This is a genomic window from Roseateles terrae, assembly GCF_014192155.1.
GTDB lineage: Bacteria > Pseudomonadota > Gammaproteobacteria > Burkholderiales > Burkholderiaceae_C > Roseateles > Roseateles terrae.
Genome location: NZ_JACHXO010000005.1, coordinates 42,027 through 59,856, shown reverse-complemented (window position 1 = coordinate 59,856; position 17,830 = coordinate 42,027). Strand labels below are relative to the sequence as shown.

At 68.3% G+C, this 17,830-nt stretch carries 18 protein-coding genes, 1 pseudogene and 1 riboswitch; of the genes and pseudogenes, 18 read left to right on the top strand and 1 reads right to left on the bottom strand.

The window, feature by feature from the left end; genetic code table 11:
• Positions 1-3: 3 nt before the first annotated feature.
• From FHS28_RS14410 to cobA, 16 genes and pseudogenes are all read left to right on the top strand, one after another.
• Positions 4-2,259 (top strand): phosphocholine-specific phospholipase C, encoded by a 2,256-nt coding sequence (locus tag FHS28_RS14410; protein ID WP_088451665.1) that lies wholly within the window; start codon positions 4-6, stop codon positions 2,257-2,259.
• Between the two features lie 3 nt (positions 2,260-2,262).
• Positions 2,263-2,475, top strand: a riboswitch (cobalamin riboswitch).
• A gap of 131 nt (positions 2,476-2,606) precedes the next feature.
• Positions 2,607-3,287, top strand: coding sequence for an energy-coupling factor ABC transporter permease (locus tag FHS28_RS14405; RefSeq protein WP_088451663.1), 681 nt, complete (start codon positions 2,607-2,609; stop codon positions 3,285-3,287).
• Complete coding sequence (locus FHS28_RS24630; protein ID WP_221193984.1) at positions 3,284-3,802, top strand: energy-coupling factor ABC transporter substrate-binding protein; 519 nt, start codon at positions 3,284-3,286, stop codon at positions 3,800-3,802. The genes FHS28_RS14405 and FHS28_RS24630 overlap by 4 nt, the downstream gene beginning before the upstream one ends.
• A 9-nt stretch (positions 3,803-3,811) precedes the next feature.
• Positions 3,812-4,624, top strand: a complete 813-nt coding sequence (locus FHS28_RS14395) for a CbiQ family ECF transporter T component (protein WP_088451661.1) — start codon at positions 3,812-3,814, stop codon at positions 4,622-4,624.
• Positions 4,621-5,490 (top strand): energy-coupling factor ABC transporter ATP-binding protein, encoded by an 870-nt coding sequence (locus FHS28_RS14390; protein WP_088451659.1) that lies wholly within the window; start codon positions 4,621-4,623, stop codon positions 5,488-5,490. The genes FHS28_RS14395 and FHS28_RS14390 overlap by 4 nt, the downstream gene beginning before the upstream one ends.
• The gene (gene cobM, locus FHS28_RS14385; RefSeq protein WP_088451657.1) at positions 5,480-6,271 is read left to right on the top strand and encodes a precorrin-4 C(11)-methyltransferase; all 792 of its coding nucleotides are present in this window, start codon (positions 5,480-5,482) and stop codon (positions 6,269-6,271) included. Before FHS28_RS14390 ends, cobM begins: the two co-directional genes overlap by 11 nt.
• Positions 6,268-7,248, top strand: a complete 981-nt coding sequence (locus FHS28_RS14380; RefSeq protein WP_088451655.1) for a sirohydrochlorin chelatase — start codon at positions 6,268-6,270, stop codon at positions 7,246-7,248. Before cobM ends, FHS28_RS14380 begins: the two co-directional genes overlap by 4 nt.
• Complete coding sequence (locus FHS28_RS14375; RefSeq protein ID WP_088451653.1) at positions 7,245-7,955, top strand: precorrin-8X methylmutase; 711 nt, start codon at positions 7,245-7,247, stop codon at positions 7,953-7,955. The genes FHS28_RS14380 and FHS28_RS14375 overlap by 4 nt, the downstream gene beginning before the upstream one ends.
• Complete coding sequence (locus tag FHS28_RS14370; RefSeq protein ID WP_088451651.1) at positions 7,952-9,163, top strand: cobalt-precorrin-5B (C(1))-methyltransferase; 1,212 nt, start codon at positions 7,952-7,954, stop codon at positions 9,161-9,163. Before FHS28_RS14375 ends, FHS28_RS14370 begins: the two co-directional genes overlap by 4 nt.
• A gap of 13 nt (positions 9,164-9,176) precedes the next feature.
• Positions 9,177-10,508, top strand: coding sequence for a precorrin-6y C5,15-methyltransferase (decarboxylating) subunit CbiE (gene cbiE, locus FHS28_RS14365; RefSeq protein WP_088451649.1), 1,332 nt, complete (start codon positions 9,177-9,179; stop codon positions 10,506-10,508).
• Positions 10,509-10,515: 7 nt separating this feature from the next.
• Positions 10,516-11,376, top strand: coding sequence for a precorrin-2 C(20)-methyltransferase (gene cobI / locus FHS28_RS14360; protein ID WP_088451647.1), 861 nt, complete (start codon positions 10,516-10,518; stop codon positions 11,374-11,376).
• On the top strand, positions 11,373-12,167 hold the full coding sequence (locus tag FHS28_RS14355) for a cobalamin biosynthesis central domain-containing protein (RefSeq protein WP_184294882.1): 795 nt from the start codon (positions 11,373-11,375) through the stop codon (positions 12,165-12,167). Before cobI ends, FHS28_RS14355 begins: the two co-directional genes overlap by 4 nt.
• Positions 12,164-12,574, top strand: coding sequence for a cobalamin biosynthesis protein (locus tag FHS28_RS14350; RefSeq protein ID WP_088451645.1), 411 nt, complete (start codon positions 12,164-12,166; stop codon positions 12,572-12,574). The genes FHS28_RS14355 and FHS28_RS14350 overlap by 4 nt, the downstream gene beginning before the upstream one ends.
• A gap of 86 nt (positions 12,575-12,660) precedes the next feature.
• Positions 12,661-13,623, top strand: coding sequence for a precorrin-3B C(17)-methyltransferase (gene cobJ / locus FHS28_RS14345; protein WP_184295026.1), 963 nt, complete (start codon positions 12,661-12,663; stop codon positions 13,621-13,623).
• A pseudogene (locus FHS28_RS14340) lies at positions 13,620-13,961 on the top strand ((2Fe-2S) ferredoxin domain-containing protein); the annotation flags it as partial. The gene cobJ and the pseudogene FHS28_RS14340, both read left to right, overlap by 4 nt.
• Before the next feature lie 116 nt (positions 13,962-14,077).
• On the top strand, positions 14,078-14,839 hold the full coding sequence (gene cobA, locus FHS28_RS14335; RefSeq protein ID WP_221193983.1) for a uroporphyrinogen-III C-methyltransferase: 762 nt from the start codon (positions 14,078-14,080) through the stop codon (positions 14,837-14,839).
• Between the two features lie 148 nt (positions 14,840-14,987).
• Here cobA and FHS28_RS14330 read toward each other — a convergent pair whose 3' ends face one another.
• Complete coding sequence (locus FHS28_RS14330; protein WP_221193981.1) at positions 14,988-15,989, bottom strand: PEP-CTERM sorting domain-containing protein; 1,002 nt, start codon at positions 15,987-15,989, stop codon at positions 14,988-14,990.
• A gap of 234 nt (positions 15,990-16,223) precedes the next feature.
• Here FHS28_RS14330 and FHS28_RS14325 point away from each other — a divergent pair, with 234 nt between their 5' ends.
• Entirely contained in the window at positions 16,224-16,589 is a 366-nt protein-coding gene (locus FHS28_RS14325) for a glyoxalase superfamily protein (protein ID WP_088451640.1), read from the top strand.
• Between the two features lie 181 nt (positions 16,590-16,770).
• On the top strand, positions 16,771-17,829 hold the full coding sequence (locus tag FHS28_RS14320) for a glycosyltransferase family 9 protein (RefSeq protein ID WP_088451638.1): 1,059 nt from the start codon (positions 16,771-16,773) through the stop codon (positions 17,827-17,829).
• Position 17,830: the final 1 nt, after the last annotated feature.

The following is a 17,830-nucleotide window of genomic DNA, read 5'->3' as shown; positions in this document are numbered from 1 at the left end:
GTCATGAGCCAAAAGCCCTTCGATTCCCAAGCAGTCGACCTCGCCGGCACAGCGGACACCGCCCCCGCCGGCCACACGCCCGCCCGCCGCAGCTTCCTGCGCGCCATGGCCGGCACGGCCGGCGCCACTGCGGCCCTGGCGAGCTTCCCGCCCGCCATTGCACGCGCCCTTTCCATTCCCGCAGCGCGGCGAACCGGCACCATCCAGGACGTTGAGCACATCGTCATCCTGACGCAGGAAAACCGGTCCTTCGACCACTACTTCGGCACCCTCAATGGGGTGCGCGGTTTTGCGGATCCCTTCCCCGTTCCGGTGGCGGACCTGCCCGCCGCCGGCATCACCGGCAAAACGGTCTGGACCCAGCCAACCGCTGCTGGCACCGCCGTGCCGGCCATCACCCCTTTCCATCTCAACACGACGCAGAACTTCTCGGTCATGCGCGTCAGCGGCACACCGCATTCGTGGAACGATGCCCAGGCCGCCTGGGACCAGGGCCGCATGAATGCCTGGCCGCGCGCCAAGCAGAACCATTCGATGGGTCATTACCAGTCCACCGACCTGCCCTTCCAATACGCGCTGGCCAATGCCTTCACCCTGTGTGACGCCTATCACTGCGCCACCCAGACCGGCACCAACACCAACCGTCTGTTCCTCTGGACCGGCACCAACGACCCGCTTCGCAAGGGCAATGGACCGTCCACCGACAACAGCCACGACTGGTTCAATGAGAACCCGGCGGACGACTACACCTGGACCACCTATCCGGAACGTCTGCAGGCCGCCGGCATCCGCTGGCAGGTCTACCAGAACATGAATGACAACTTCACCGACAACTCGCTGGCCGGCTTCAAGGCCTTCCGGGATGGTTGGTACCAGCGCCCGGGCTATTCGCAGGCGCTGAAGGACCGCGGCATCTCCACCCGCGACCTGGACCTGCTGCGCGAGGACGTGCTGAACAACCGCCTGCCGCAGGTGTCGTGGATCGTGGCCACGGCCGAGGGGTCGGAGCATCCGGGCCCGTCGAGCCCGGCCCAGGGGGCGGACTACACCGCCAAGGTGCTGGACGCCCTCACCGCCAATCCGGAGGTGTGGAGCAAGACGGTGCTGTTCATCAACTTCGACGAGAACGACGGCTTCTTCGACCACGTGCCGCCGCCCGCTGCGCCGTCCTACGTGACCTGGGATGCGGACAAGACCAAGGCGGTGCTGGCCGGTGCCTCCACCGTCGACACCACGGGTGAATATCACGAGATCCTCAACGGCTCGTCGCCGCAGTATCTGCACCGTCCCTACGGCATGGGGCCCCGCGTGCCGATGTATGTGGTGTCGCCGTGGAGCAAGGGCGGCTGGGTCAATTCGCAGGTGGCGGACCACACGTCGGTGCTGCGTTTCGTGGAAGCGCGCTTCGGGGTGATGGAGCCCAACATCAGCGCCTGGCGCCGCGCCGTGGCCGGGGACCTGACCTCCTGCTTCAACTTCGCCGATCCGGAAGACAGCGAGTTCTTCTCCAAGCTGCCGAGCACGGTGGCACTGGCCAACCGCGCCCGGGCCCTGCCCAACACCACCACGCCGCCGGTGCCTGGCAGCACCGCAGCCCCGCGTCAGGCGGCCGGTGTGCGCCCGGCCCGTCCCCTGCCCTATGACCTGCAGGTCAGTGCCCGCATCACACCCTCGGCGGCGCTCGGCGCCACCAGCGTCACGGTGAGCTTCGACAACACCGGGCGTGCCGCTGCCGTCTTCCACGTGTATGACCGGCTGCGCCTGTCTGAACTGCCGCGCCGCTACACCGTTGAAGCCGGCAAGCAGCTCACCGGCAGCTTCAGCCCGATGGCCAGCGGTGCCTATGACCTCTGGGTGGTCGGCCCCAATGGCTTCCACCGGCATCTGGCGGGCAATGCCCGTCGCGCCGCCGCAGCCGGCCAGCCCAATCCGGACGTGGTGGCCCGCGCCGAAGCCGCTGCGGGCGACCTGGTGCTCACCCTGACCAACACCGGCCCGGTGGCGGCCAGCTTCACCGTGGTCCACAACAAGTATCGCCAGGTGCCGCCGCAGACGGTCAATGTGCCGCCGCGCAGCAGCAGCGTCGTCCGCATTCCGGTGGCCGCCAGCGCCCACTGGTATGACGTGTCGGTGCGGGTGGGCGGACAGGCGGACTTCCTGCGCCGCTTCGCGGGCCACATCGAGACCGGTCTGCCGTCGGTGTCCGATCCGGCGATGGAAGGTCTGGCGGTGACCGAGCAACTGCGCGTGGCGGGCTAAGGTAACATCCGCCTCGCCTTGGGTGCGTTCCTTCCTGCCGGGAGGAACGTTAAACGGGAAACCGGTGACGCGGTCGGACCAGTTCCGACCGCCAGTCCGGTGCAGCCCCCGCTGCTGTAAGCCAGACGACCCTGCACGAGCCACTGTGAATCTCACGGGAAGGCGCAGGTGAGGATGACGGCGAGCCAGAATACCGGCCCGATGGCAGATGTCAGCACCATTCCCCGGGGCGAGGGAAGCCGCTGTCGGACCCGCCCTGCGCCTGCGCAGCTCCGCGGGCTGCCGATGTTGCCGCCGTTCCCCGATCGATTGGTGTTCAGTTTGAACCATTCGACGGGAGGTATCGAATGCACATCATGGAGGGCTTCCTGCCTTTCAAGCATGCGCTGGCGTGGACGGTGGCGTCCGCACCCTTTCTGGCTATCGGCCTGGCTTCGGCCGGACGGCGCCTGCGCGCGCATCCGGAGCACCGGATGCTGCTGGGGGTCAGTGCCGCGTTTGCTTTCCTGCTGTCCGCCCTGAAATTGCCGTCAGTCACCGGCAGCTGCTCCCACCCCACCGGGGTGGGGCTGGGCGCCTTGCTGTTCGGCCCTGCGGCCATGGTGCCGGTGGGCTTTGTGGTGCTGCTGTTCCAGGCCCTGCTGCTGGCCCATGGCGGCCTCACCACCCTGGGCGCCAACGTCTTTTCCATGGCCATCGTCGGACCGTTCGTCGCGTTCGGCGTGTTCCGGCTGGCCTGCCTCTCCGGCCTGTCGCGCAGCCCGGCGGTGTTTCTCGCCGCCTGCCTGGGGGACCTGGCCACCTACGTCACCACGTCGCTGCAACTGGCGCTGGCCTTTCCGGATCCGGTGGGCGGCGTGCTGCTGTCCTTCGAGAAATTCGCCGGCATCTTCGCCGTCACCCAGTTGCCGCTGGCCATCACCGAAGGGCTGCTCACGGTGCTGGTGGTCAATGCGATGGCGCAGTTCAATGCGCGGGAATTGCAGCGCATGCCGGTGCTGGCCTTGCTGCGGAGGGCCACGCCATGAGCCGCAACAGCAACAGCAACAGCAACAGCAACAGCAACAGCAACAGCAACAGCAGCCACGGCAGCCGCATCAGGACCTGGCTGATGTGGGCCGCCGTGGTCGCGCTCACCGTCGTGCCGCTGATCTGGGTGGGACACGGCCCGGTGGACGAAACCGGCACCGCCGGAGAACTCTTCGAAGGTGCGGACAGCCGCGCGCAACAGGCCATCACCCGCATCGCCCCCGACTACCAGCCGTGGTTCCACCCGGTGCTGGAGCCGTCCAGCAATGAGATTGCCTCGCTGCTCTTTGCCCTGCAGGCGGCTGTGGGGGCGGGCGTGATCGGCTACTGGCTGGGGGTGTCCAAGGCCCGGGCCCGCGTGGGCGCCGCTTCAGCCCAAGGACCGGCGCCGGCGGATTCCGGAGCTCCCCTGCTTCACGGCACTCCCGGAACTCCCGGGGCTCCGGAGCCTCCCGGGCCCCAAGAGGGCGCAGCGCTCCTGGCGGCGCCGCCGCCTGGTTCCGCTCCGCACTGATCGCCCACCGTGACCCTTGAACGTCTGGCTTATGCCAGCCCGTGGCGCCACATCGCGCCATCGGCCAAGGCTCTGTTCTGCAGCTGCGCCATGGCCGCGGCCTGGATCGCTGCGACGCCTGTCGCCGCGATCGGGCTGGCCCTGCTGCTGGCGGTGATCACCCTGGGCGGCGCCCGCACGCCGTGGCGCGCCTACCTGCGGGTGTTGACGGCGCCGGTGGGGTTTCTGGCCCTGTCCTGCGTCACGATGCTGGTGACCGTCTCACCGGGATTCAGCGCGGCATCGGCCGCTGCATCAACCTCCGCATCGGCCTCAGCCTTCCCCACCGGTAGTGGACTCGCCTGGCGCATCGCACCGGAGCTGCTGCCGCAGGTGCTGATGACCGTCAGCCGCGCCGCCGCGCTCTGCACCGCCCTGCTGCTGCTGGTGCTCAGCACGCCGCTGGGCGATCTGCTGGGGCTGATGCGCCGCCTGCGGGTGCCGCCGCTGCTGCTCGACCTGATGGTGCTGGCCTACCGCATGCAGGCGGTGCTGGGGGAGGCGTGGTCCGACGGGCTCACCGCACAGCGGTCCCGCCTGGGCTATGGCGGCCGGCGCCAGGCGCTGCGATCGATGGCCCTGCTGATCAGCTGTCTGGCCGTGCAGGTCTGGGCCCGCGCCAGTGCGCTGCAGGCAGCCGCCGATGCGCGCAACGCCACCGACGAGCTGCGCTTCCTGACGCCGCAATGGGCGCAGGGCTCGCGTCATGTCACGGTCGCACTCGGCAGCGGGCTGCTGATGATCGCGCTGGTGCTGGCGGCCCGAATCGGAGGCGCCGCATGACGCCCCTCATCGAACTGCGCAGCGCCTCCTACTGCTATCCGGACGGCAGCCAGGGTCTGCACGATTGCAGCCTCGCCCTGCGCGCCGGCAGTCGCAATGCACTGCTCGGCGCCAACGGCGCTGGCAAGACCACCCTGATGCAACACCTCAACGGCCTGCTTCAACCCGACCAAGGCGGGCTGCACTGGCAGGGACAACCGGTGCGCTACAGCCGCGACGGATTGCGCCGCCTGCGCCAGCAGGTCGGCCTGGTGTTCCAGAACCCCGACCGTCAACTGTTCTCTGCCCATGTGGAGGAAGACGTCTCCTTCGGCCCGCTGAACCTCGGGCTGCCGGAGGCGGAGGTGCGGCAGCGGGTCGCCGAATCGCTGGCTGCGGTGGGCATGTCGGTCCATGCGCGCAGCCCTGTGCATCACCTCAGCTTCGGCCAGAAGAAGCGTGTCTGTCTGGCCGGTGTGCTGGCCATGCGACCGCAACTGCTGGTGCTGGACGAGCCGATGGCCGGCCTGGACCTGCCGATGCAAAAGGATCTGCAACGGCTGCTCGACGGCCTGGTGGCCCAGGGCGTGACGGTGCTCGTCTCCACCCACGATGCGGCCTTCGCCGCCGACTGGGCAGACGAGATCCATGTGATGGCGCAGGGCCGCTGCCAGTTGTCCCGCCCGGTCGACGCCCTGCTCACACAGCCGCAGGCCTGGCTCGACGTCGGCCAGTCGCCGCCGGAGGTGATGGCCCTGCATGCCGAACTGGTCCGCCAGGGCGTGCTGCCGGCCGTGCCGGTGCCCCGTTCCATCGAACGCCTGCTGGCGGCGCTGCGTGCGCCCCGGCCGGTGACTGCTTCAGAAAGCGTGATCCATGAACACTGACCTGCCCGGCACGGTCTGGTTTGTCGGGGCGGGCCCCGGCGACCCCGAACTCATCACCGTCAAAGGCCAGAAGCTGCTGGCACAAGCCGGCGCCGTGCTGTTTGCCGGCTCCCTGGTGGACCGCGCCGCCACCGCTTACGCGCCCGAGGGCTGCGATATCCGCGACTCCAAGGACATGACGCTGGAGGAGATGACGGAATGGCTGGTGACCCGCGCAGCTCGTCACGGCACGGTGGTGCGGCTGCAGACCGGTGATCCGTCGCTCTACGGCGCGCTGATCGAGATGGCCCGTCCGCTGGATGCGGCCGGCGTGCCGTGGCGCGTGGTGCCGGGGGTCTCGTCCGCCATGGCCGCGATGGCCGCGGCCGGTGAATCGATGACGCTGCCGGAAGTCACCCAGAGCGTGATCCTCACCCGCGTCGCCGGCCGCACCCCGATGCCTGAAGGTGAGGACCTCGCCGCCCTCGCCGCGCATCACACGACGATGTGCATCTTCCTGTCGATCACCCTGCTCCACAAGGTCGAGGCCGCACTGCGCGAAGCCGGCTGGCCGGAGGATGCACCGATGCTGGTCGTGCACAAGGCCAGTTGGCCGGGTGAGGAACTCATCCTTCGCGGCACGCTGGCCGACATCAAGCAGCGTTGTCGCGAGGCCGGCGTGGTCAGCCAGGCCATGATCGTCGCGAGCCCCACGCTGGGATCGCGTCACTGGGAGACGCTGGTGCGCTCCAAGCTCTACGACCCCACTTTCACCCATCGATTCCGAAAGGCCACCGCATGATCAGCACCACCGACACCATTCTGATTGTGGGTCACGGCTCCCGCGAGGACTCCGGCAACCAGGAGATCCTGGCCTTTGCCGATCAGTGGCGGCAGCGCCAGCCCACCTGGCGGATCGAGGTCTGCTTCATTGAGTTTGCTTCGCCGTCCCTGAATCAGGGGCTGCTCGATGCGGCCCGCCAGTCCACCCGGGTGCTGGTGGTGCCGCTCATTCTGAATGCCGCCGGCCACGTCAAGATGGAGGTGCCGGAAGCCATCGAGCAGACGCGGCTGGCGTATCCGCAGACCGAGATCCTGCTGGCGCCGCACCTCACCGCCTGTGACCCGGTGCTGACCGTCCTGCGCCGCCGCCTGCGCAAGGCGATGCAGGCGCTGGACATGCCGGACCCGACCACCACCGGCGTGGTGCTGCTGGGCCGCGGCTCGTCGGACCGTGGTGCCAATGGCGACATGGCCAAGATGGCGCGCTGGCTGCTGGAGTCCGGCGACCATGAATTGGTGGACCTGGCCTTCACCGGCATCACCTGGCCGCGGCTGGAGCGGGTGGTGCAGCGGCAGGCACTGCTGGGCATGAAGCAGATTGTGGTGCTGCCCTACTACCTCTACACCGGCACGCTGATGCAGCGCATCCATCGCCAGGTGGACCACCTGCGCCAGCAGTATCCGCAGCTGCGTTTCCACTGCACCGACCATTTCGGCTTCGAGCCGGAAATCTTCGAGCTGATGTCGCAGCGCATCCTGGACCTGGATGCCAAGGTGCCCGACAGCCGGCTGCCCTGTGATGGCTGTACCTATCGGGAACTCGCGCATGAGGCGGGTCACGGTCATTCGCATGAGCACACGCACACGATTCAGGTGCATCCGGCGGGTGCAGGCGCAGTGGCGCCTGGGCACTCGCATGATCACGACCATGCGCATGGGCACGCGCATGACCACGGCCACAGCCACGCGCACCCGCACGAGAGCCAGACCGCATGAGCACCGTCAACACCGTCACCGAACAGCTGACGCGCGCCGGCCAGGCCATCGAGCATGACAGCTTCTCCATCATCGATGCCGAAGCCGGTCCGCATGCCTACACGCCGCCGCAATGGGCCATCGTGCGCCGCATGATCCACGCCAATGCCGACTTCGACTTCAACGGCCTGACGGACTTCCATCCGGAAGCGGTGCATGCCGGCGTCGCCGCCATGCTGCGCGGCGGCACGCCCATCGTGGCGGACGTGGAGATGATCTGCTCCGGCTTGTCCCGGCCGCGGCTGACGCACTTCGGCATGAAGCCCTGGCAATTCATCAGCGATGACGATGTCATCCAGGCCGCACAGGCCGAGGACACCACACGGGCCGTGCAGGCCATGCGCAAGGCCCACCGGCAAGGCCTGCTGGACGGTGCCATCGTCGGCATCGGCAATGCGCCCACCGCCCTGATCGAACTGGTCCGTCTGATCCGTGAAGAAGGCGTCCGCCCGGCCCTGGTGGTCGGCATGCCGGTCGGATTCGTCTCCGCGCAGGAGTCCAAGGACCTGATGGCCGAGGTGCAGCAGGTGCCGTGGATCGTCATCCGCGGCCGCAAGGGCGGATCGACTCTCGTCGTCGCAGCCCTGCATGCACTGCTGGCGCTGGCGGAAGCACATCAGCGCGAGAGCCGCGATGCGGTGGATGGCGCTGCGGAGTCCCGTGCATGAAGGACCAGGACCCCGCCGCCCCTCGCGGCACCCGCACCGGCTTCACCACGGGCGCCTGCGCGGCCGCGGCAGCGCGTGCAGCGGTGCTGGGGCTGGCGGGCGGTGCGGTGCCCACGCGCATCGAGAGCCTGTTGCCCAATGGCGACCGGGTCTGGTTCGATGTGCATGACGGCCGTAGTGAAGACGGTGCGGCGCACGCCATGGTCATCAAGTTTGCCGGAGACGATCCGGACTGCACCGATGGCGCCCGCCTCACCGTGGATCTGCAACTGCTGCCCGGCCGCGCGCAGGAAGTGACCTTCCATGCGGGCGACGGCGTCGGCATGGTCACCATGCCGGGCCTCGGCCTGGAGGTGGGTGGGCCGGCCATCAATCCGGTGCCCCGCCGCAACATTGCCGACAACCTGCGCGAAGCCGCGCCCCAGCTGCTGGCGGAGCACGGCGTGGCGGTGACCATCAGCGTGCCCGGCGGGCAGGAGATGGCCCGCAAGACGACCAATGCCCGCCTGGGCATCCTCGGCGGCATCAGCATCCTGGGCACCACCGGCATCGTGCGCCCCTATTCCACCGCCGCCTGGCGGGCCAGCGTGGTGCAGAGCATCCAGGTGGCGGCCACCGTCGGTCACGGCCTGGTGGCGCTGACCACCGGCGGCCGGACCGAGAGCTTCGCCATTGCCGCACTGCGGGCTGAGCGGCCTGAGCTGCCCCAGGCCTGCTTCGTCCAGATGGGCGACTTCCTGCGTTATGCACTGGACGAAGTCGTGGCCCAGGGCATCGAGCTGGTGGTGCTGGCGGTGATGGTGGGCAAGCTGACCAAGATCGCGCAGGGCGAGACCATCACCCACGCCAACCGCAATGTGGTGGACACCGACCTGGTGGCCGAGATCGCGCGGCGCATCGGCGCCAGCGAGGACGACTGCCAGGCCATTGCCGCAGCCGAGACCGCCCGCTTCGGGGCGGAGCTAATGGTCGAGCGCGGCTTGGGGGAAGCCTTCCACCATGCGTTGGCGCAGGCGGCCATCGACACCCTGCTGGCGCCAGACCGCTACGACCAGGCTTTTGCGCTGCGCGTGATGGTCTGCGATTTCAACGGCCAATGCGTGGCGGATGTCCGGTCCGGCCCGCCGCGCCTTCGGGAGCGGCCGGTCACCGCAGGCCGCACCGGCATCGACCACCTGCTGGATGCCGACACCGGCACCGACCTCTGAGGTCCCTCAAGACATGTCCGATAAAGATCCCAACCCCTGCCACGTCATCGGCGTCCTGGATGACGGCATGGCGAGCCTCAGCGCCACCGCCGGCGCGCTGATCCGATCGGCCGATGTGGTCATCGGCGGCAGCCGCACCCTGGCGCTGTTCAACGACTGGTTCAAGCCCGGCGCGGTGCATCACGACCTGACCGGAGCGCTCAGCCGCGTGCCCGACTGGGTCCGGGCCGCCCGCGAGCAACTGCAGCGCTGCGTGGTGCTGGCCACCGGCGACCCGCTGTGCCACGGCATTGCGCCGTATCTGGCGCAGCACCTGTGCATCGATGCGCTGGAGATTCATCCGAACCTCTCGACCCTTCAACTGGCCTGCGCCCGCATCGGGTTGGCCTGGCAGGATGCGCGCATCGTCTCGGCGCATGGCAAGGATGCCGGCGAGTGGGTCCGGGGCAGCACGCCCGCCCACGGCCTGTATCCGCTGGCCCAGGCGCTACGCGCGCACGATCGGTTGCTGGTGCTGACCAGCCCCTGCAACAGCCCTGACCGCATCGCGCGTCTGCTGTTGGCGGAAGGGCTGGGCAACGATTTCCAGATGGCCGTGGCCGAGCGGCTGCAACAGCCACAGGAACGGGTGCTGGCGCAGCTGTCGCCGGCCGACGCTGCGCAGATGCAGTTTGCCGATCTGAATGTGGTGCTGCTGTGGCGACAGGTGCCGGCGCCGCGGCCGGTGACTTTCGGGCTGCCCGATGCCCACTATCACCAGCGTCAACCGGACAAGGGCCTCATCACCAAGCAGGAGGTGCGGGCGGTCAGCCTGGCGCGTCTGCAACTGCGTGCCGACAGCATCGTGTGGGACCTCGGCGCCGGCTCCGGCTCGGTAGGCCTCGAAGCGGCACGGCTGTGCCCGCGCGGACATGTCTTCGCCATCGAAAAGAATGAGGCGGATGTGGCCATCGCCGGCCGCAATCACGAAGCCTTTGGCATCAGCAACTACAGCCTGCAGCACGGCAAGGCGCCTGAGGGCCTCGACAGCTGGCCGGCGCCGGATGCCGTGTTCATCGGGGGATCGGGCGGAGAGCTGGCCACGCTGATCGGCATGATCCTGGAGCGTCTCCGACCGCAGGGACGGCTGGTGATGAACTTCGTGACGCTGGAAAACCTGGCCACGGCCACCGCGGCCCTTCAATCGCTGCAGGACCTGGGTGTGCAGTGGGATGTGCTGCAGCTCCAGGCTTCGCGCAGCAAACCCATTTTGCACATGCACCGTATGGTGGCGGAGAACCCGGTGTGGATCGTGTCGGCGTGGCGCGGCCAGGCCGATCAGGCGCGGGAGGCTTCCGATGCATGAGCCGTTGATGAACAGCCCGGCTGCCGCCTCGGCGGGAGCCTCCGGGGGCACCTCGTGCGGCACCTCGTGCGGCACCTCATGCGGCACCTTGTGGGGCGTCTCGCTCGGCCCCGGCGATCCGGGCCTGATCACCCGCGCCGCCTGGTCCTCCCTGTCGCGCACGGACACCCTCTGGGTCTATCCGGCCCGCAGCGGCAAGACCCCCAGTTATGCCTTCGACATCGTCCAGCGGGCCGGCCTGACCCCGCCGGCCACCCACACCCAGCTGCTGTTCCCCATGACCCATGACGGCGAAAAGCTCGCCCGGGCCTGGCTCAAGGCGGCGGACACGGTGCTACCTTGGTTGCAGCAGGGGAAGGACGTGCTCTTCCTCGTGGAGGGCGACGCCAGCACCTACGCCACCTTCGGTCATCTGGCCCGCACGGTGCGGCAGCTGGCGCCCGAGGTGCCGGTGCAGGTCATCGCGGGCGTGAATGCCTTCACCGCCGCCTGTGCCAGCGTGGACACGCCCTTCGCCGAGCAGGACGACACCGTCGCCATCGTGCCGGCCGCTTACGGCGTCAGCGCAGTGGACCGGCTGCTGCCGGACTTCGACACCCTGGTGCTGATGAAGATCAAACCGCTGATCGCCGAGCTGATCGACTGGCTGGAGCGCCGCGACTTGCTGGCCGGCGCACACTTCATCGAGCGTGTGGGCGCGCCGGACGAGCGGAGGATCTCCGGCCACGACCTGCTGGCCCTGCGCGACGAGAAGGTCAGTTATCTGTCGCTGCTGATCGTCAAAAACCCGCACCGCATCCGCGGTGAACGCATCAAAGGCTGTCTCAAGAAGAGCAGTCCCCTCCCCGACCCGTTGCCCACGACATGACTGATTCCATCCCCTCCAGCGCGGAACCCCGCGTGTGTATCGTCGCCATCACCAAACACGGCGCCGCGCAGGCCGCACGTCTGGCCGAGGCGCTGCCGCAGGCGCAGGTGTGCACCTCTGCCAAGTTCGCACCGGCTTTCGCCGACCTGCCCAACACCATCCACGCTTACGAGGGCGCCCTGCGGGACCAGATCGCCCCGTTGTTTGCGGAGCAGGACCAGCTCATTTTCTTCGTCTCGCTCGGTGCCGTCGTGCGCCTGATCGCGCCACATCTGCGCGACAAGGACGTGGATCCAGGTGTGATCGTCGTGGACGATGCCGGCCAGTTCGTCATTCCGGTGCTGTCCGGCCATGTCGGCGGTGCCAACGAATGGAGCGAGCGGGTGGCCGACCTGATCGGCGCCACGCCGGTGCTCACCACCGCGTCGGACGTGGGCAAGACGATTCCGGTGGACATTCTCGGCCGCCATCTCGGCTGGCGGGTGGAAGCACCCAAGATCAACATCACCCGGGTGTCGGCGCATGTGGTGAATGGTGAGCCGATCGCCTTTGTGCAGGAAGCCGGCAGCCCCGACTGGTGGACCCGCCCCACGCCGCTGCCGACCAATGTGCATCGCTTCGACCGGTTCGATGCGGTCGACCTTTCCCGCTTTGCCGCCGTGCTGTGGGTCACGCACGCACCGGTGCCCGAAGCGCGGTGGGCGCAGTTGCACGAGCGCCTGGTGGTGTACCGCCCGCCGGTGGACACTGCGGCCTCCCCCGCGCGTGTGTCCCCGGGAGCGGCCCCATGACCCTGCCCCGGCTGACCCTTGGCATCGGCTGCGACCGCGGCACGTCCCTCGCCACGCTGTTGGAAGCGGTGGATGCGGCGCTGCATCAGGCCGGCGCCCAGCCCAGCCAGGTGGACGGTATGGCCAGCATCACGATCAAGGCGGATGAACAGGGGCTGCTGGACCTCGCCGCCGCCCGCCGCTGGCCGATCCAGTTCTTCACGCCAGAGGTGCTCGCCGAAGTGCCGGTGCCCAACCCGTCCGAGACGGTGCGCCGCCATACCGGCACGCCCTCCGTCAGCGAAGCCGCCGCCCTGCTGGCCGCCGGCCCGGACACCCCGATGACCGCCCTGGTGGTGGAAAAACTTCGTCACCGTGGCCGCGACGAGCGCCACGCAACCGTATCGATTGCAAGGAAGACGCCATGACCGATCCTTTTGTCACGTCCAGCCTCTCCGTCACGTCCGACGCGTCCCACACGTCCACCACGCCCCACGCCTCCGCCGGCAAGATCATGCTGGTGGGCATCGGCCCCGGCAGCGTCGATCACATGACCCAGCGGGCCCGCGACGCGATTGCCGAGTCCGACGTGGTCATCGGCTACGTCACCTACATCAAGCTGGTGGCCGACCTGATCGAAGGCAAGGAGATCATTCGCAAGTCGATGACCGAAGAGCTGGACCGCGCGGTGAGCGCGCTGGAAGCGGCGCGGCAGGGCAAGAAGGTGGCACTGATCTCGTCCGGGGATGCTGGCGTTTACGGCATGGCAGGCCCCACCTACGAGGTGCTGTTCCAGGCCGGCTGGACCCCGGACGATGCGGTGCAGGTGGAGATCATCCCCGGCGCGTCTGCGCTTAACAGCTGCGCGGCGCTGGTCGGTGCACCGCTGACGCATGACTTCTGCGCCATCTCGCTGTCCGACCTGCTCACGCCCTGGCCCACGATTGCACGCCGTCTCGATGCAGTGGCCCTGGCCGACTTCGTGGTGGCCCTCTACAACCCCAAGAGCGGCCGCCGCACACGGCAGATCGTCGAGGCGCAGCGGCTGTTCCTGCGGCATCGTCGCGCGGACACGCCGGTGGCCATCGTCAAGAGCGGTTATCGGCGCCGGCAGAACATCGTCTTCACCACGCTCGACCAGATGGCCGAAGCCGACATCGGCATGCTCAGCACTGTGCTGATCGGCAACAGCAACACTTTCATCCGCCACGGTCTGATGGTGACGCCACGCGGCTATGCCAACAAATACGACATGGCCGATGGCGGCACCACCCGCGAAGGGGAGAAGGCCGGCCGCTCGCTCTCGACCGGCCTGCTGGGCTGGCTGCAGCAGGTCAAGCTGGAACATGCGGAGGGTGCGGATGTGGCGGAACTGGCGCGACGTCACCGTCTGCCGCAGGACTACATCCAGTCGGTGCTGGATGAACCCGATGAGCTGCCGGAGACCGAAGTCGCCACCGAGGAGGACGCCGCATGAGCGACACCTCCAGCGACACCCCCGTCATCAAACCCAAGGTCGGTGAATACCGCCGTCACATCCTCGTGTGCACCGGAGAACGCTGCACCGGCGATGGCGCTTCGCAGGCGCTGTTCGACAGCCTGGGCGACAAGTTCAAGGCCGCAGGCCTGACGTCGGGCCCGCTGCGGGTCAAGCGGACCCGCGCCAGCTGCTTTGCGGCCTGCAAAGGCGGCCCGATTGTCTGCGTGCAGCCGGACGGCACCTGGTACTACAACGTGACGCCCGAGAACATGGACCGCATCATCGACCAGCACCTGCGGGGCGGCCGGCCGGTGGAAGATTTGGTGTTCCACCAGGCCGGGTGCAGTGACGACGACGAAGGCGCCTGCAATGCGCCAGCTGCCTGCGGTCCGACCTCCGCGGCCGCCGCGACGTCCCCGAGCTGCAACAGCACCGGCGCGGGAGGCGCCGCATGACGGCACCGGTGATGTCGGCCGTGGTGGTGAGCCCCGGCAGCGTCGCGCTGGTGGGCGCGGGCCCCGGTGCGGCCGACCTGCTGACCCTGCGCGCCTACGCCTGCCTGCAGCAGGCCGATGTGGTGCTGCACGACCTGCTGGTCAGCCCGGACGTGCTGGATCTGCTGCCCCCCACCACCGAGCGCATCAGCGTGGGCAAGGCCGGCGGCCGCCACAGCTGGGCCCAGTCGGACATCTGCGCGTTGATGGTGGACAAGGCCCGGGCGGGCCTGCGGGTAGTGCGGCTCAAGGGCGGCGATCCCTTTGTCTTCGGCCGCGGCGGCGAGGAGATGGAAGCGCTGGTCGCTGCGGGCATCGCGGTGCAGGTGGTGCCGGGCATCACGGCCGCCGTCGGGGCCGCTGCCTCGTTGGGCTTCCCGCTCACGCACCGCGACCATGCCCACAGCTGCATTTTTGTGACCGGCCACCTGCAGCACGACACGCTGGCGTTGAACTGGTCGGCGCTGGCCCAGCCGCGACAGACCGTCGTCATCTACATGGGCATGACCGGTGTGGAGACGATCACCCGCGAGCTGCAGGCCGCCGGCCTGCCCGCGGACACGCCGGTGGCCGTGGTGCGATATGCGACGCGGCCCGAGCAGCAGGTGTGGACGGCGTCTCTGGCCACCCTGCCGCAACTCGTCAAGGAGCGAGGCCTCGCGCCGCCATCGCTGCTGGTGATCGGCACCGTGGTCGGGTTGCTGGCAGCGCAGGGCTGACGGCACAGCGCTGACGGGGCTGCGGCTGCGGCTGCGGGACCACTCTCTGGCTCACGCCGCGGACTCACGCCGCTGACTCACGCCCGCGCCCCGCTGATCCGCGAGCGTCCGCGTCCAGCCGAGCGGGCCGCAGTTCGAGCCCGCCGCGTCAGTCCGAGCGCGCCCGTCCGGCCTTGAGGGGCCGGCGGCGCCACATCACCAACAGGCCAGCACCGGTCAGCAGCATCGCGTAGGTGGAGGGTTCCGGCACCGGCGCGGCGAGCTGCTCGAAGGCCAGCTGCTGAAGCGCCGACGCCTGCGCCGACGTCAGGCCCAGCTGGGCGGCGGACGTTTCATTGGCCCCCAGGCTGCGCGGGTCCAGGCCGGTGATGTGGCCGAACACCGTGAGCGCTTCCAGATAACTGCCGTAGATGCTGGCGTGGTAGTTGTCATTGGCCCAAAGCTTGACCTTGCCTGGGTCGATCCCATCGTAGGGATTGATGTCGGCAAAGCCTTGCGACATCGCCCGGTTCCAGGCCAGTCCCACCGGAATGACGCCGCTGATGTTGGCCCAGGTGGCATCCGCCAGCTGATAGCCGGCATTCACATCCAGGGCCATCTGATAGATGTCCTTGCCATACCAGGCGCCGCTGGACGGATAGGTCTGGTCGGCGCGGGACCAGGTCGCCATCAGCTGCACATCCACCTGGCTGTTTTTCGCCTTGAAGGCATCGGCCAGCAGCCCGGCGTATTGCACCAGCTTGGCCGGGTTGCCAGGTTTGCTCGCATCCAGCGTGCTGTAGCTCTGCAGCACGACCTTGTCCCAGGGCTTGTCCAGCACGGAGAGCTTGTTGTTGTAGTGATAGTCCAGGCCCTGGCCCGGCGCTGTTTCCAGGCTGACGTCGTAGTTCAGCCCTGCCTGCACGGTGAAGGCCTTGAACAGGGCCGGAATGCCGCCGATGCCCTGCTGGTTGAGGTCGGTGACGGTGCCGGCATTCCAGTACTTCACCGCCGAGCCTTCCCCGAAGGTGAAGCTGTTGCCAACGAAGAGAATCGTTTCGCCATGGGCGATGCTGGCGGACAGCGCCATCGAGGCGCCCATCAGCAGGCTGCTGAGCAGACGCTTGTGCAGGGGGCGGCGCGGGGCAGTGGACATCACAGTTGAGTGCATGGGTCTTCCTCGGTGGACCGGAGGCCGGTCTCTTGTGGGGTGGAAGCTCCGATGCTGCCCAGGACGGCTCAGCAGCGATACCGGCAGGGAGTCCGGGTGCGTCACTGCTGCGGGCGACAGCCCTGTCCCCTTCGTTGGCCCCGCAAAAGGTGTGTCGCTTGCCAGGGGGCGCACAGGGGTTCCGGCATGAGTACCGCTGATCCACAATCAGCGTCCCCGACCGGAGCGAATGGCATGAGCCTTGGTAGCACCATCCCCTTGCTGCGCATCTTCGATGAAGCCAAAGCGCGAGCGTTCTATGTGGACTTCCTCGGCTTCCAGATCGATTGGGAGCACCGCTTCGAGCCGGGCCTGCCGCTCTACCTGCAGGTGTCTCGCGACGCCTGCGTGCTGCATCTGACCGAACACCATGGCGACGCCTGTCCCGGCGCCGCCGTGCGCATCGACACGACCGACATCGAATCGTTCCACCGGGAGCTGATCGGCAAGCACTACGGCTACGCGCGGCCGCATCTGGAGGACGCGCCCTGGGGAGCGCGGGAGATGTCGGTGAAGGATCCGTTTGGCAATCGCCTGACCTTCACCATGGACCTGCCGTGACGTTGCCGGCGCGCGGCGAATTGTGTCTGCCGTGACATGAAACCCCGCGCTGCAAGGGCGCTGAGGCCGCTTCTGCCAAGTTTCTTGGCGGCTCTTCAAAGTTTGGGTAAAGGTCGCCGCGACGCATGGCGTTTCGCGGATCAGGGACTCATCATGCGGGCCAATTTCAACCGCCCGCGCCATGAGCTCCACGTCCTTTGCCGACCCTCGCCCGCACACTGCCGTCCTCCACCAATGGGTCGGCATGGGCGATCTGGTCTGGCATGTCCCCTACCTGCGCCGCATTGCGGAGACCAGCCGCGATGGGCAGATTTCCCTGATCGCCTCGCCCACCACCTTTGCATGGGACCTGGTGGGGCATGAGCCCTGGCTGCGCGATGTCATCGACTTCGACCGCCACCCGCGCCGCGAAGAAGGCCGCGTCGGCCGCCATCGCGGCGTGGCCGGTCTGCTGCGTATGGGATGGGAGCTGCGCCCGCGCCGGTTTGAACGCATCGTCCTGTTGACGCATCACACCAACCGCTCGCTGGTCGCCACGGTGGCCCGCATTCCGGAGCGGCTGGGCTACGGCAGCAGTTGGCTGCAGCGCCGACTGCTGAGTCGTGGTCCGTGGATCGAGCCGTATCGCGGCCCGGCGGTGAAGGCCTACAAGGATGTGAGCGCCTTCGCCACCGCCCACGGCTGGGCCAGCGAGCCGATCGTGCCGAGCCTGGTGGTTCGCGCCGATGCGCTGGCGATGGCGCGGCAACGCCTGGCGGGCCTGCCGCGTCCGCTGGTGGCGTTGGCGGTGGGCAGTTCGGAGCCCTACAAGCAATGGGGCGCGGCGCGCTTCTCTGCCTTGGCCAGCAGTCTGGTGCATGCCCGCTGCGGCGTGCTGATCCTGGCCGGCCCCGCCGAACGCGCACTGGTGCAGGCCGTGATGAACGGCATCGCCGCCCCGCTGCGCGACCGAGTGCGGGCCGTCACCGAAGGGAGCGTCGCGGAGACCGTGGCTGCGATGTCTCTCGCCCATGTCTGTGTGGGCAACGACACCGGGGCGGCCAACATCGCCGCGGCCGTGGGCACGCCGACCTGGATCATCCTGGGGCCGCGCCCGCCGTTGGAACACGATCCGCAGACGCTGCGCGCCCTCGTCGCGCAACGGCTGGAGGACATCACGCCGGGCGATGTCGTTGCCAAGGTGCTGGGCAGCCTGCCTACCGCGACACTCGCTGTACCTCGGGAAGCCGTGCTGCTGTGAG